The sequence below is a fragment of the Aquabacterium sp. NJ1 genome (assembly GCF_000768065.1).
Taxonomy (GTDB): domain Bacteria; phylum Pseudomonadota; class Gammaproteobacteria; order Burkholderiales; family Burkholderiaceae_C; genus Aquabacterium.
In genome coordinates this window covers 2,930,633-2,945,018 of sequence record NZ_JRKM01000001.1, presented here as the reverse complement: position 1 = coordinate 2,945,018, position 14,386 = coordinate 2,930,633, and the positions used below count along the sequence as shown (strand labels likewise).

The following is a 14,386-nucleotide window of genomic DNA, read 5'->3' as shown; positions in this document are numbered from 1 at the left end:
ATTGCACACAGGCTCGACCAAACCGGTTCTCCGCAGTCGGTTCAGAGAACACTCGAAAAGCCCTCCAGTGTACTACCGGATGGCTTTTCGGCTGCTCTCAGGGATTTTCACCCCTGAAAAGCCGAAAGCCGCCCTCACGAGGAGGGCAGCTCATCGTCTTCCGACGCCCGCCAGAAGGCGGGCAGGGAATCACTTCATTTCGGCAGTAGCGCCAGCTTCAACCAGCTTCTTCACAGCGGCTTCAGCGTCAGCCTTGGCAATGCCTTCCTTGACGTTCTTGGGAGCGCCGTCAACCAGGTCCTTGGCTTCCTTCAGACCCAGGCCGGTGATTTCGCGCACGGCCTTGATCACGCCAACCTTGTTGGCGCCGGCGCCGGTCAGCACCACGTTGAATTCAGTCTTCTCTTCAGCAGCAGCAGCGCCACCGCCAGCAGCGCCGCCAGCAGCGGGAGCAGCCATTGCAGCGGCGGACACGCCGAACTTCTCTTCGATGGCCTTGACCAGCTCGTTGAGCTCCATCACGGACATGCTGTCCAGGGCGGTCAGGAATGCGTCTTTATCGAATGCCATTTTGGGTTCCTAAAATCGGTAAAAGTTGAATGCGGTACGGTTGATTGCTCGGTGAGCAGATCAAGCAGCGGGAGCTTCGGCAGGAGCTGCCTCGGCAGCAGGAGCGCCACCACCCTTTTGCTCGGACACTGCAGCCAGCACGCGGGCGAAGCCCGAGATCGGCGATTGCAGCAGACCGCAAATTTGGGCCAGCAGAACTTCCTTGCTGGGGATCGATGCCAAGGACTTGACGCCATTGGCGTCCAGAGCCTTGCCAGCGTATGCACCAGCCTTGATGACCAGCTTGTCATTGCCCTTGGCAAAGTCAGCGATCACCTTTGCTGCAGCCACGGCGTCTTCAGAGAAGCCGTAGATCAGCGGGCCGCTCATGCTCTCGGCGGCGACTTCGAACGGGGTGCCGGCAACAGCGCGACGAGCCAGGGTGTTCTTCAGCACGTGAAGATACACACCTTGGGCGCGTGCGGTTTTGCGCAGCTGATCCAGTTGAGCCACCGTGAGACCGCGGTACTCAGCCAGTGCAAGCGTCTGCGACTTGCCCGCCTGGGCAGCCACTTCCGCAATGACGGCTTCTTTTTCGTTGCGATTGAGACTCAAGGTCTACTCCTTAAAACATGTCCTTGGGCACCCACCCCATCGGGAGCGGACACCTGGGGACACACCCAGTTTCAGCGACCTTCTGCCTCGGAACCCATGCCATCCAGACCCCGAAGGGCTGCACGACACGGACACTTCAACAGCGGGTACGCCATCTGCGTAGGCTGGACGATTAAGCCTCGGAGCACCTGTACAAGCACGCTCTTTGACGCCTACGGTCTTTGATAGCCTGGGACTCGACTTGCGTCGGACCCCAGCCCACCAATCTTGTTCAGATACACCGCACCAGACTCGCGCGGGATCCGGTCAACTCAGGCCTTGCGACCCGAGCCGACAATGTCTGTTGCCTATCAGGCGCCCGTGATGCTGTTGACGTCCACGCGCACGCCCACACCCATGGTGGACGACACGGCGACCTTCTTCAGGTACACGCCCTTGCTCGAAGCAGGCTTGAGCTTGTTCAGCGCGTCCAGCAGAGCAGCCAGGTTGCCCTTGAGCTTGTCGGCGTCGAACGAACGGCGACCGATGGTGCCGTGGATGATGCCGGCCTTGTCAACGCGGAACTGGACTTGACCAGCCTTGGCGTTCTTGACAGCGGTGGCGACGTCAGGCGTCACGGTGCCGACCTTGGGGTTAGGCATCAGGCCGCGAGGACCCAGCACCGTACCCAGGGTACCGACGATACGCATCGTGTCAGGGGAGGCGATCACCACGTCGAAGTTGATGTTGCCAGCCTTGACTTGCTCAGCCAGGTCTTCCATGCCGACGACGTCAGCACCGGCGGCCTTGGCTTCTTCAGCCTTGGCACCTTGGGCGAACACGGCCACGCGCTTGGTCTTGCCGGTGCCGTTGGGCATCACGACAGCGCCACGAACCACTTGGTCCGACTTCTTGGCGTCCACGCCCAGTTGCACGGCCACGTCGATGGATTCATCGAACTTGGCAACGGCGGCTTCCTTGATCAGGCTCAGGGCGTCGTCGAAGGCGTACAGCTTGGTGGTGTCCACCTTGCCAGCGAAAGCCTTTTGGCGTTTGGTCAGCTTAGCCATGATTAAACACCTTCCACGATGATGCCCATCGAACGAGCCGAACCGGCGATCGTGCGAACAGCAGCGTCCAAGTCAGCAGCGGTCAGGTCCTTCTGCTTGGTCTTGGCGATTTCTTCCAGTTGCTCACGGGTCAGCTTGCCGACCTTGTCAGACTGAGGACGGGGCGAACCCTTGTCGATCTTGGCAGCCTTCTTCAGCAGCACCGTTGCGGGCGGTGTCTTGATGATGAAGGTGAAGGACTTGTCTGCGTAGGCAGTGATCACCACGGGCAGCTTCAGACCGGGCTCGACGCCTTGGGTCTGGGCGTTGAACGCCTTGCAGAATTCCATGATGTTCAGACCGCGCTGACCCAGTGCGGGACCGACTGGAGGCGAAGGGTTTGCCTTGCCAGCCGGAATTTGCAGCTTGATGAAGCCGACAATTTTCTTGGCCATGTATTTCTCCTAGAACCGCCTGGCGGCCACGCCAGTACGGTTGAGTCAAACGCCAGGCTTGTTCACAACGAACTTCCTGGCTCCTCTTGACGCGGTCTCGTTCGCGCCTGGTACGGCAGGTGGATGCAGCCTTGCGACTGCGGCCTCACCTGCAAGGCCTGAATCTGCCCGGTTAGATCTTCTCGACCTGACCGAAGTCCAGCTCGACGGGGGTGGCACGACCGAAGATCGTGACAGACACGCGCAGCTTGGATTTTTCGTAGTTCACGTCTTCGATCGAGCCGTTGAAGTCCGTGAACGGGCCTTCCTTGACACGAACGACTTCGCCGTTTTCCCACTCAACCTTGGGACGCGGCTTCTCGATGCCCTCTTGCATCTGGTTGACGATCTTCATGACTTCGTCTTCCGAGATGGGCACCGGACGGTTCTTGGCGCCGCCCACAAAACCCGTCACCTTGGAGGTGTTCTTGACCAGGTGCCAGGTGTCGTCGCTCATGACCATTTCGACCAGCACGTAGCCGGGGAAGAAACGGCGCTCGGTCACGGACTTCTTGCCGTTCTTGACTTCGACGACTTCTTCGGTCGGCACCAGGATGCGACCGAACTGGTCTTGCATGCCGGCGCGGTCAATGCGCTCGCGCAGGTTGCGTTCGACGGCCTTTTCCATGCCGGAATAGGCGTGCACCACATACCAGCGCAGCGGTGCGGCAGCGGTGGCGGGGGTGGTTTGAACGTCAGTCATGGGATCAACCTCGCTTCGATGTGTCTGCTTGCAGAAATCAGTGCTTCCAGCCCAGGATCAGGCCGTAGATCACCCACTCCAGCGTCTTGTCGGTCAGCCACAGGAAGAGCGCCATGATCACCACGAAGGCGAACACATAGGCGGTCATCTGGGTGGCTTCAGGGCGGCTGGGCCACACGACCTTGCGCAGCTCCTTGGCAGAGTCCTGACCAAAAGCGATCAGTTCCTTGCCTTGCGCGGAGGTGAAGAACACGCCCACGGCCGCGGCAATCAGGACCAGCAGAGCCAGGACACGAACCCACAGGTCCTGCTTGCCCAGCAGGTAGAACACGGCCACGGCGCCCACGACCAGCAGGCCTGTGACGGCCAGCTTGGCTTTGTCGGCACTTGTCGTGACGGTTTCGATTTGCGTAGTAGCCATGAACGAAATGTTTGAGGCAGCAAAGCCCGCGGACCTCTCGGTCTGCGGGCTGCTGTGATACAGCGACAGTGTCTTTGTTCAGTGTCTGGCAGGGGCAGTAGGAATCGAACCTACAACCTTCGGTTTTGGAGACCGACGCTCTGCCAATTGAGCTATACCCCTACTGGCCAAAAACTGAACTGCGTATTTTAGTCGAGAATCTTGGCAACCACACCGGCGCCAACGGTACGACCACCTTCGCGGATGGCGAAGCGCAGGCCTTCTTCCATGGCGATCGGGGCGATCAGCTTGACGGTGATCGACACGTTGTCACCAGGCATGACCATTTCCTTGTCGGCGGGCAGCTCGATGGAACCGGTCACGTCAGTCGTACGGAAGTAGAACTGAGGGCGGTAGTTGTTGAAGAACGGGGTGTGACGGCCGCCTTCGTCCTTGGACAGCACGTAGATTTCGCCGGTGAAGTGCGTGTGGGGCTTGATGGAGCCGGGCTTGCACAGCACTTGGCCGCGTTCCACGTCTTCACGCTTGGTGCCGCGCAGCAGGATACCGACGTTGTCGCCAGCTTGACCCTGGTCCAGCAGCTTGCGGAACATTTCCACGCCCGTGCAGGTGGTCTTCTGGGTGGCCTTGATACCGACGATTTCGATTTCTTCGCCGACCTTGATGATGCCGCGCTCGATACGGCCGGTCACCACGGTGCCGCGACCGGAGATCGAGAACACGTCTTCCACAGGCATCAGGAACGTGCCGTCGATGGCGCGCTCAGGCGTGGGGATGTAGGTGTCCAGGGCTTCGGCCAGCTTCATGATGGCTTGTTCGCCCAGCTCGCCGGTGTCGCCTTCCAGAGCCAGCTTGGCCGAACCCTTGATGATGGGGGTGTCGTCGCCGGGGAAGTCGTACTTGGACAGCAGCTCGCGCACTTCCATTTCCACCAGTTCCAGCAGTTCGGCGTCGTCCACCATGTCAGCCTTGTTCAGGAAGACGATGATGTAAGGCACGCCCACCTGGCGGGACAGCAGGATGTGTTCACGGGTCTGGGGCATCGGGCCGTCAGCGGCCGAGCACACCAGGATCGCGCCGTCCATCTGGGCAGCGCCGGTGATCATGTTCTTCACATAGTCGGCGTGGCCAGGGCAGTCCACGTGAGCGTAGTGGCGGTTGGCCGTTTCGTACTCGACGTGAGCGGTGTTGATGGTGATGCCGCGGGCCTTTTCTTCAGGAGCAGCGTCGATCTGGTCGTAAGCCTTGGCTTCGCCGCCAAACTTCTTCGACAGAACGGTAGCGATAGCAGCCGTCAGCGTGGTCTTGCCGTGGTCAACGTGACCGATGGTGCCCACGTTCACGTGCGGCTTGGTCCGTTCAAACTTACCTTTTGCCATGTTTCTCGCTCCTGGCGCCCTGATTGGCCCGAATGAAAAGCCGAATGAAAAGAAAAAAAGGGATGGGGTGTGTGGTGCCCATGGGCAGGATCGAACTGCCGACCTCCCCCTTACCAAGGGGGTGCTCTACCACTGAGCCACATGGGCATCGACACAGGTTTGAATTCCGCCACCAGGGCCTGAACGCAAACCAGTGCCGACCTGACACTTTTGCACCCTTCGCATTACCGTGCGAAGACCGCGACTGTAGCACGCCTGCAGTGACAGAACCGTGACCTTGGAGCGGGAGACGGGAATCGAACCCGCGTCATTAGCTTGGAAGGCTAAGGTTCTACCATTGAACTACTCCCGCTCGGGAGCCTTCACATGGCCATCAACCCACCTTCGGCGAGCCAACCAACCCTGGTCTGACGTTCAGCATGTACGAATTAGGTTTCCCTGGTGGAGGAGGCTGGATTCGAACCAGCGTAGGCGTAAGCCAACAGATTTACAGTCTGCCCCCTTTAGCCACTCGGGCACCCCTCCAGGGAAGCCCTAGACTTTAGCACAGCTTTTCAGGCCTTGCCAAGGTTTTGTGGTTTTTTGTGCGATTTCACCGGAGGCGCCAGGGGCGCAGCCAGATGGCCATGCTCAGCAGGCAGGCCACCCCGGCGGCGGCGGCTTCAGCCAGTTGCCACCATGCATCCGAACTCAGCCAGGGCCTGAGCCCCCACCACGCGAGCACCAACCACGCAGCAGACGCCAAGGCCTGGGGCCACAAGCCCAGCCCCTGCTGAAGACCGGGTGCACGCAGCAAACGGTGCCCCGTCAACAAGGTGCCCGCCAGGAGGGCCCAGACGATGCCCAAAGAGCCAGATACCCACGCAAGGGGCGCCAGCGCCAAGGCCTGCAGCAGGCTACCCCGCAGTTCGGCCACAACCGGGCCGCGCGTGTCGCCTTCGGCGTAGTGGTATCTCGCCAGCAAGGTGTTCCAGCTGGCCAGGACCAGGACAGCGGCATAACCGGCCAGCAGCGGCACCACCACCGCCGTGCCCTGCACCTTGGGAAACAGCATGCCAACCAAGGCCGGCGCGCCCAGCATCAAGCCCACCGCCGCCGGCAGGGACACCACCGTGACCGCGGCCAGGCCCCTCTTCAGCAAGACAAGCCGCTCGTTTTCGCTGCGGCTCATCAGGCTCAGGAGCACCTGGTTGAGGCTTTGCAGCGCAATCAAGGGCAGGTTGATGAGTTTGCGCGCCAGGTTGACCGCCGTGACGACGCCCTCGCCCAGGTAGGACGCCACGATGCGCTCCAGCAAGGTCAGGCCCTGGCCCGCCAGGGCGCTGCCCAGCAAGGGCGCCAACTTGTGCCCCAGTTCGACCATGGTGGCGCGACTGCCCCGCAAGGACACCGGGCGCAGGCCACTTTGCACGGCCGATGGCAGCATGATCAGGCCCATGGCCAGGCTGCCGCCGACGAAGGCCCATGACAGCATGGCCTCTTGCGATTGCTGGCGCTGCCACGCCAGGTAGAGCATGGCGGGCAGGTTGTAGAGCAGGGAGCCCATGCCGGCGAGCAGGAAGTGACCGGCGGCCTGCCTGGGCACCGCCCACCAGGCCTGCAGCACCAGCCCGGGCAGGCTCCAGGCGAGGATGCGCAAAGCGCCCACGGTATCGGCTTGCTGCGCCGCCGTCAGCCCCGGCCCCATGAGGTGAACCAGCCCGGGTGACGCCAGACTGATCAACGCAGCCAGGGCCACGCTCCCCAGACCCAGCACCATGCTGAGCTGGCTGAACCAGTGTGACCGCTGAACGGGCGTTCGCCCTTGCCACAAGGCCAATGCGGACGAGGTCAGCAAACCGGCCGCCAGCATGCTGCGGATGGCCTCGGGCAGGAACATGGCGATCACAAAGGCATCGGTGCGTGCGCCCGCGCCCCAGTTGGCGACCAGCAGCCATTCACGCGCAAAGCCCGCCACCAAGCCAGCCAGCGTGACCAAGGTCAGCAGGGATGCCGAGCCCAGCACGTTGCGGACCGGTCAGTGGAACAAGGTGAACAGGCCTTTGCCGCCCACCTTGTAGTTGAGGCCACGCACGCGCTCACCCATCACTTTGGGCCCCTCTCCACCCACGATGGTGTAGGGCTCAACGGCACGCGCCACCACCGTGTTGGCGGCCACCACGGCGCCTTCGCCAATGTAGGCACCTGTGAGCAAGATCACGCGGGTGGTGATCCAGGCGTAGTCCTCGATGACGATGGGGCCACCCACGGCCCAGAACTCGGGCGCCTTCATGTCATGGCCGCCAGCGATCATGAGCGTGTGGGACGCGATGGTCACGTGGTTGCCGATGCGCAGACCACCCCGGGCATCGATCTGGCAGTGCCAGCCTATGCAGGTGTCGTCACCGATCTGCAGCCCCTCGATGCCCAGCACCTCGGTGTTGCGCCACAAGGTCGAGCCCTTGCCGATCTTGGCGCCACCGATGCGCAACCAGGCCAGGCGGATGGTGTGGCTGGGGATCTTGTTGATCAGCATGTTGTAGACCTGCTCCCAGGCTCGGCGCCAACGGTCCACCAGGGTGGGCCAGTTGATGCCGTACAGGGGCACGAAGCCCGCCGGGATCTCGTCGCGCAACATGGCATAGAAGCGCCGCGCCAGCGGATGCTCGATGCGCTTTTCGATGTTGACGTAAGCGATGTAGGTCTGCGTCACGCCACCGCGACCTGGCTGCTCGAAGGCCACATCGTGGGTGCACATCCAGTCAAAGGCCTCGGCCAGCGCGGGCAGATCCACGTTCAGGCGCGCGACGTAGTCGGCCAGGCGTTCGCGCAGGTTGTTGCTGTGAAGGATGCGGTGTTTCATGACGGTGTCGTTTCGCGAACAGGCTGCGGCAAGGGGCGCGAGGCCTGCAGGCTGATGGCCATGGTCAGCCAGAACAAGGCGATCAAAACCTGGGTGAAGCTGAAGTAGTGATCGATGAAGCCTGTCAGGAGCGCAGCAAGCATCGCGCCAACGCTGCCCACGTGCAGGGCCTGGTCGGCCTTCATCTTGGAGAGGTCGCCCGTCAGGCGGACTTCTCGCCACCAGGCCACGGTCAAGGCGATGAAGAACAGCATGCCGGGCAGGCCCAGCTTGTACCAGTAGTTGAGCCAGAGGTTGGAGATGCCGTACACGCCACCGCCGGTGGCCGGGGTTTCGACCTTGAAGCCCAGGCCCAGCGGGTAGCGTTCGACCGCACGGTGGAAGTTGCGATATTCATCAAAACGGACACTGGTGCTGGCGTCTTGCGAGCCTTGGGTCAGCGAGACCAGGCGTTCACGCGCTGGCGGGTAGGCCACCAGCATCGTGGCCGCCAGCAAGGTACCGATCAACAGGGCGCGACCGGCCATGGGCACGCGGCGCCAGGCCAGCCAGACCACGAGTGCGGCCAGGCACAACAAGGCCCCCCGCGAGCCGCTGAACACGATGCCGGCCGAACCCGCCAGCGCCACGAACAGGCTCAGGGCTCGCCGCCAACCTGTTTGCGACACGCCATAAAACGCGGCCAAGGGCACCCCCAGCAGCAGCACCCCACCGGTGGAGTTGGGGTGCACCCAGGGCGAGGCCATGCGGTTGTACATGGACGAGAAGATGTCCATCAGGGCCTCGGGGTGCGCATAGTGCAGGCTGGCCAACACCGGGATCATGGTGCGGGCGTCGGGGCTCTTGATGAACACACCCAAGGACAAGGCCAGCATGGCCGTGAAGCCGATCACCAGGCAATCCATCATGCGTTGGCGCAAGGCTGGTGTCGGGGTGAGGATGGGGACGAGCAACAGCGTGGACACGTTGAGCAGCCAGCGCACCCAGTTGACCGGGCCATTGCCCTCTTCATGAACCATGTACTGGCCCGCCACCAGCGGCACGATGCTCCAGGCCATGAGCCACAGCATGCGCCGCTCGGTGGGGCCCGCCTTCCACGAAGGCAAACGCCCCATGAGCCACTGTGTGAAAACGCCTGCCCATGTCAGCGCCAGCAGGGCCTCGGAGACCGTCATGCGGATGCCAATGGTGACCGTCGTCCAGGGCACGAAGGGGGCGATCAGGCAAAACAGCAGCAGGCCACGCACGGGCCGGGTCAGGATGGCCACCACTGTGAGCACGGCGACCAATGCGCCCACCAAGGCGGGCGGGCCGCCCAGCAGCATCAAACTGCCAAACAGCAGCCCGGCCAGCACGGGCAGCAGAGTGGACGCGCTCAGTTGCAAACGGGGCAGCAGGCTCATGCCAGCTCCCGCAAGAGTTCGTCGACGCGACTGGCGTAAGTGGGCAGGTCATAACGTTGCGCCCATTGATGCAAGGCACCCAGCGACTCATCCTCGCTGCGGCCCTGCCGTGCCACGCGGTGCATCAGCTGGACCAGGCCCACGCTGTCCTCGGGGTCGAAACGCGGGGCGCCATGTGGCGTGACTTCATCCAGCGACGAGCCGCGGGCTGTGGCCACGGGCGTGCCGCAAGCCGCCGCTTCGAGCACGGGCAGGCCAAAGCCTTCGGCCAGCGAGGGATGCCACAGGCGCTCGGCCTGGCGGTACCAGTTGCCCAGTTGCGCATCGTTGATGCCATGCACGAAACGCACCTGGGAGGGTGCGTCGGGCACATCGCGTGGGTGGCCGATGACCACCAGTTGCGGGATCAGGTCCGGCCAGGTGTCGCGGGCTTGTTGCCAGGCCTGCAGGAACCAGGCGATGTTCTTGCGCGGTGCGTGCGTGCCCACCATCAACCAGTAACGCGGCGGCGCGAAGACATCCTGCTGCAGGCATTGCCAGGCCTCAAAAGGCACCGCACCAGGCAGGAGGCGGATGCGTTGCCGCGTGTCAGGAAACAGATCAACCAGGGCCTGCGCGGTGTAGGTGGACGGCACCCAGATGGCATCGGCCAGACGAGTGGCATGGCCGATGCTCCAGCGGTCACACCAGCGATGAAACAGCGCCTTCACGCCCGTTTGCTGCGGGTCGCGCTGCGTGATCTGAAAGACATCGTGCAGCTGCAGCACCCAGCGTGTGCGCTGGCGGCGCACATCACTCAGGCCGATGGGCAGGCCCATGTTGCCCGTGGCCACGTACACATCAATGGCCAGGGCGCTGAGTGCGTCAGGCAGGAAGTCGCGCTCGAAGCGCAGGCGCTCGCGCGGGCTGCGCAGGCCCTCGATGGCGGCGGGGCGCTGCGGCGCACAGGCCCAGGTGCGGTGCTGGTGCGTCAAGGGCGCGTTGGTGAACGGCACGACCTCGGTGTCTGCACGCAGGCGCACGGTGTTGTATAGCGCCAGGGCCTGGCGGCCCACACCGGAGTAAGGCGCCGCGGTCAAGGGGCGGATGTCCAGCCCTACGCGCATGCTGGCTCCCTTCTGTCATCGGCCAGCAAGGCAGCGTAGGCCGCTTCGAGTTGCGTGGCACAGGCCTGCCAGTCAAAGCGCGCGGTAACGTGTGCGCGTGCGCGCAGGCCCATCTGCACCGCCTGCTCGGGGTGATCGAGCAAGTGAGACACAGCCTGGGCAATGGCCTCGGCGTTGTCGGCCACCATGGCTTGCTCGCCCGCTTTCACCCCCAGGCCGGAGAGCCCTTCGGTGGTGCTGACCACGGGCAGGCCAGCTGCCAGGGCTTCCAGCACCTTGAGCTTGGAGCCGCCACCAAAGCGCAGCGCCGCCAGGAACACCGCCGACTGCGACTGCACCGAGGGCAGGTGGTCGACATAACCGCGCCATTCGATGCGCGGGTCGGCCCAGCGCTGGCGCCAGGCCGGTGGCAAGGCGTGGCCGCACACCACGAAGCGCGCGTCAGGCTGCAAGGCCCACAGGCGCGGCCAGATGGCCTCCATGGCCCACTCGATGGCGTCCACATTGGGTGCGTATTCGTAGTTGCCCACGAACAGCACGCGCTTGCTGGCCAGATCAGGCTTGACGCTGGCAAAACCCTGGATGTCCGCGCCATTGGTGACGACATGCGGCGGGCGGCGCGTCCAGGCCCCCAGCTTGCGCGCATCCGATTCGGTGACGGCCACGACCAGGCTGGCCTGACCCAGCACATGCCGTTCCCAGCGTCGGCCACGCCATTGGTCGTAACGCGCAAAGGGCTTGGCCCACGCGGGCCACTTGCCGTAGGTGGCCGCCCCGAGTTCGGACTCCACGTTGTGCTCAACGAGCACAAAGGGCTGACGATGGCGACTCAACACGGCCTCGAAAGGCTGGTAGCCATAGCTGTGCTCGATCTGGACGATGTCCCAATGCTGGCGCTGGAGCAGCTGCTCGAACTGGCGGGTCAAGGCCGGTGCATGGCCGTTGACCGTGGTCAGCAGGGGCAAGGGCGAGAAGGCCGCACGCCACAAGGTACGCGGGTCCTTCAGGGCGCGACGCGGCAAGACGATGAGTTCTTTGACCCATGGGGCCAGCGCCGCTTTCACATCGGCATCGGCCTCTGTCTTGGCTTGCACGAGCAGGGTGATGTCATGGCCACGCTGCGCCATCGCACGCAGCAGGTGATATTGGCGCGCCTTGCCCCCGCTGGTGATGGGCCAGGGCAGATAAGGCATGGTCAGCAAGATGCGCAAAGGCTTCATGCGTACACCAGCATCTGAAGATCGGTGCCGATGTCCAGCACCAGGCCTTGTGCATCCGCCTTGAGCGCGCGCTGTGTGCCGCGCTGTGGGTCGTGCCAGACGCCGGCCTTGACGTCGGGCAGGGTCACGCGCATGGGCTCGTGCGCCCAGGCCATCCACAGGCGCTTGCCATCGCCGCGTTGCCACTGGATGCTGACCAGCCCTTCAGGCTTGCCCTCGGCCAGTCGCATCAGCGGGGCAGGCTCCAGGCGTGCCCCGCTGATGGACAGGAAGCGTTGCAAGGCCGTGTAGACCGGCTTGGGCTGGCCATTGGCGCGCAGCAGGCCGTAGCGCTTGTCGCGTGGGCCAACGCGAGGGTCATCCAGATCGGCCAGGGTGAACAGGAAGACGCGGTCGAAGTCCTGCGTGGCCATGAGGGCCAGGCGCTTGAGCGTGTAGCTGGCCTGGCCGTCTTCGCCCACCAGGGGCTGCTCTTCCACCGGGCCGTCGTAACTGGACCAGCCCCACTCGGTGGCCCATATCTGTTTGACGCCATAGGCACGCAAGCCCTTGTTCAGGAAGGGCACGTGCGTGAGCAGATCACGCGAGCCGTCGTCAGCGCCTTCGGGCTCGGCGGTGTAGGGGTGGTAGCAGGCAATCAGCTTGAGCTGGTAGGCGCCCAGCTTGCCCATGGCATCGAGCATCAGGCCATCGCGGCCGGCCATCTGGCTGTAATAGGCCATGCCTGCCATGGCCACAGGCTTGTCAGGCGCGGCCTGGCGCAAGGCGGCCACGGCCGGTTGCAGCAGGCGGCCATAGCCTTCGGGGTCGATGCGAGGTTGCCAGAAGGCAGGGATGTTGGGCTCGTTCCAGACCTGCCAGACGTCCACATTGGGGTAGCGCTTGACCAGACCCTGCAAGCGCTGCGCGTACACGCCCGGGTCTTTGGGTGGGTACTTGTCGCTGTAGGGTGCGCCGGCGGGCGCCGAACTGGCAAAGCGGGGTGTCCCCACCACATAGGTCAGGCTGTGCAGGCCGGCCTGCTTGACCAGGCTCATCATGCGGTCGGTGGTGTCGAGCTGCCACTTGCCGGCTTCAGGCTCGATCAGCATCCAGTGCAAGGCCAGCCGAACCCAGTTCAAACCCAGGGCCTTGAGGCGCTCGACCTGCAGGCGCGCCACATCGGGCGGGAACCACTGAAACTGCGCATTGACGCCGAGAAAGTCCTGCCACACAACCGGGCGCATGGGTATCAATGCCAAGGCAGGCGGCTTCTTGCGGGGCCACATCGACCACCCGGCCAGGGCCCGACCACCCGAGCCGATCCCGACGGCACCGAGCGCCAGCGCGCCACCGAGGCGCAGCTGCTGGCGCCGGGTGGCGGCCGGCAGGGTCACAGGGATTCCTTTTGCGACCACACCGATGCGGGGCCGCTGCTGGACACGCCACGCGCACGCGGCGCACGGGCCACGGCCCGCTGGAAGTGGCCGACAAAACGCTGGCCGGTCATGGGCCAGGCGCGCTCCTGGGCCAGCGCGCTGGCGCGGTCGGCCCATTGCGACAGGATCTCGGGCTTGTTGAGCACGCCTTCGATCTGCGCGGCCAAGGCCGCCACGTCGCCCTGGCGATAGGACGAACCGTTGCCATGGCTGATCTCTTCAGCAAACGCGCGGGCATCCGAGGTGATGGCGCCGCGGCCGCAGGCGATGGCCCAGGCCAGCGAGCCACTGGTGCCGCGCATCTGCCCGAGCAAGGCCAGCTTGCGCGACTCGCGGTAAGGCAGCACCATCAAATGGTGACGCTGGATGAGGTAAGGGATGTCACGCTCGTCGACATCGAGCTCCCAGTCGACCTGGGGCGTGAGGCCGCGTCGCTCGACACGGGCGCGCAACTGGTCCAGGTAGCTGCCTTGCGCGCCAAACGCGATGTCGGGGGACGTGCCGCCCGCAATCGTCAAGCGCAGACGCGAAGCGAGTTCAGGCTGTTGCGCCTTGACCTTGCCCACCGCGTCGATCAGGTCCTCGATGCCCTTGCCGCTGTAGATGAAACCGAAGTACAGCAGGCGGATCGGGTCCAGCGGCGGCAGCGGCTTGTGCGGCAGGGTCAGGGCGCCATGCGAGATGACGCTGACGCGGTCGACCGGCAGCTTCATGCGCTTGACCAGGCGGCTCGCGCCGGTCTGGGTCAAGGTGACCAGGCCATCCAGCTGACGCGCCAGCTTGCGTTCGGCCATCAGCGTGGCGGGGTCGGACAGCAAGGCCACGGCCTGCTTGGCCGTGCGTGGCATGGCCGACATGCCGTTGACCATGGACCACACGCGGTTGACGGGCTTCCAGATCAGGCGTTCGGGATCGTGCACGGTGGCCGACAAGGCCGGCCGATTCGGCAGACTGGCCAGGGCGCACAAGGTGAGAAATTCGCTTTGACGACCGCCCCCTAGCTCGGCATGGACCACGTCCACACGGCGCCAGTCGCGCTCGGCCACCCAGGCGCGCGCAGCAGCCAGGGACTCGATCGGACGCTGCCCTGCCAGCGGCGTGAGCACATCGACCCCCGCCTGGTTGAGCGAGGTGCGGAAATGGGCCGCGTAATCGGCGATCCCGTTTTGTTCAGGTGGCAAAGGCGACAACAAGGCCAGACGCATAAC

The 14,386-nt window shown here is 64.0% G+C and carries 14 protein-coding genes and 4 tRNA genes; all 18 read right to left on the bottom strand.

What is annotated here, in order from left to right; genetic code table 11:
* Nucleotides 1–189: 189 nt before the first annotated feature.
* A complete protein-coding gene (gene rplL, locus JY96_RS12605; protein ID WP_035037894.1) occupies nt 190–570 on the bottom strand; it encodes a 50S ribosomal protein L7/L12 in 381 nt (126 codons plus the stop codon).
* A 60-nt stretch (nt 571–630) separates the two neighbouring features.
* A complete protein-coding gene (rplJ, locus tag JY96_RS12600) occupies nt 631–1,164 on the bottom strand; it encodes a 50S ribosomal protein L10 (protein ID WP_035037889.1) in 534 nt (177 codons plus the stop codon).
* 350 nt (nt 1,165–1,514) lie between these two features.
* Nucleotides 1,515–2,213, bottom strand: a complete 699-nt coding sequence (gene rplA / locus JY96_RS12595) for a 50S ribosomal protein L1 (protein ID WP_035037887.1) — start codon at nt 2,211–2,213, stop codon at nt 1,515–1,517.
* A 2-nt stretch (nt 2,214–2,215) separates the two neighbouring features.
* Nucleotides 2,216–2,647 (bottom strand): 50S ribosomal protein L11, encoded by a 432-nt coding sequence (gene rplK, locus JY96_RS12590; RefSeq protein ID WP_035037885.1) that lies wholly within the window; start codon nt 2,645–2,647, stop codon nt 2,216–2,218.
* A 172-nt stretch (nt 2,648–2,819) separates the two neighbouring features.
* On the bottom strand, nt 2,820–3,389 hold the full coding sequence (nusG, locus tag JY96_RS12585; RefSeq protein ID WP_035037883.1) for a transcription termination/antitermination protein NusG: 570 nt from the start codon (nt 3,387–3,389) through the stop codon (nt 2,820–2,822).
* A 37-nt stretch (nt 3,390–3,426) separates the two neighbouring features.
* Complete coding sequence (gene secE / locus JY96_RS12580; RefSeq protein ID WP_035037881.1) at nt 3,427–3,810, bottom strand: preprotein translocase subunit SecE; 384 nt, start codon at nt 3,808–3,810, stop codon at nt 3,427–3,429.
* Nucleotides 3,811–3,896: 86 nt separating this feature from the next.
* Nucleotides 3,897–3,972: transfer RNA gene (locus tag JY96_RS12575), tRNA-Trp, on the bottom strand.
* Between the two features lie 26 nt (nt 3,973–3,998).
* Nucleotides 3,999–5,189: an elongation factor Tu gene (tuf, locus tag JY96_RS12570; protein WP_035037879.1), complete on the bottom strand. Its 1,191-nt coding sequence runs from the start codon at nt 5,187–5,189 to the stop codon at nt 3,999–4,001.
* A 72-nt stretch (nt 5,190–5,261) separates the two neighbouring features.
* A tRNA-Thr gene (locus JY96_RS12565) sits at nt 5,262–5,336 on the bottom strand.
* Nucleotides 5,337–5,467: 131 nt separating this feature from the next.
* Nucleotides 5,468–5,541 (bottom strand) — tRNA-Gly (locus tag JY96_RS12560).
* 87 nt (nt 5,542–5,628) lie between these two features.
* A tRNA-Tyr gene (locus tag JY96_RS12555) sits at nt 5,629–5,714 on the bottom strand.
* 67 nt (nt 5,715–5,781) lie between these two features.
* Nucleotides 5,782–7,194 carry a lipid II flippase MurJ gene (locus JY96_RS12550; protein ID WP_035037877.1) on the bottom strand — a complete coding sequence of 471 codons (1,413 nt, stop codon included), beginning with the start codon at nt 7,192–7,194 and terminating at the stop codon, nt 5,782–5,784.
* 12 nt (nt 7,195–7,206) lie between these two features.
* On the bottom strand, nt 7,207–8,031 hold the full coding sequence (locus JY96_RS12545) for an acyltransferase (protein ID WP_035037875.1): 825 nt from the start codon (nt 8,029–8,031) through the stop codon (nt 7,207–7,209).
* Nucleotides 8,028–9,434 carry an O-antigen ligase gene (locus JY96_RS12540; protein WP_052162468.1) on the bottom strand — a complete coding sequence of 469 codons (1,407 nt, stop codon included), beginning with the start codon at nt 9,432–9,434 and terminating at the stop codon, nt 8,028–8,030. Before JY96_RS12540 ends, JY96_RS12545 begins: the two co-directional genes overlap by 4 nt.
* Entirely contained in the window at nt 9,431–10,540 is a 1,110-nt protein-coding gene (locus tag JY96_RS12535; protein ID WP_035037873.1) for a glycosyltransferase family 1 protein, read from the bottom strand. Before JY96_RS12535 ends, JY96_RS12540 begins: the two co-directional genes overlap by 4 nt.
* Nucleotides 10,531–11,760: a glycosyltransferase family 4 protein gene (locus JY96_RS12530; protein WP_200883500.1), complete on the bottom strand. Its 1,230-nt coding sequence runs from the start codon at nt 11,758–11,760 to the stop codon at nt 10,531–10,533. Before JY96_RS12530 ends, JY96_RS12535 begins: the two co-directional genes overlap by 10 nt.
* Nucleotides 11,757–13,136: a cellulase family glycosylhydrolase gene (locus JY96_RS12525; RefSeq protein WP_035037872.1), complete on the bottom strand. Its 1,380-nt coding sequence runs from the start codon at nt 13,134–13,136 to the stop codon at nt 11,757–11,759. Before JY96_RS12525 ends, JY96_RS12530 begins: the two co-directional genes overlap by 4 nt.
* Entirely contained in the window at nt 13,133–14,383 is a 1,251-nt protein-coding gene (locus tag JY96_RS12520) for a glycosyltransferase (RefSeq protein WP_081961230.1), read from the bottom strand. Before JY96_RS12520 ends, JY96_RS12525 begins: the two co-directional genes overlap by 4 nt.
* Nucleotides 14,384–14,386 lie beyond the last annotated feature (3 nt).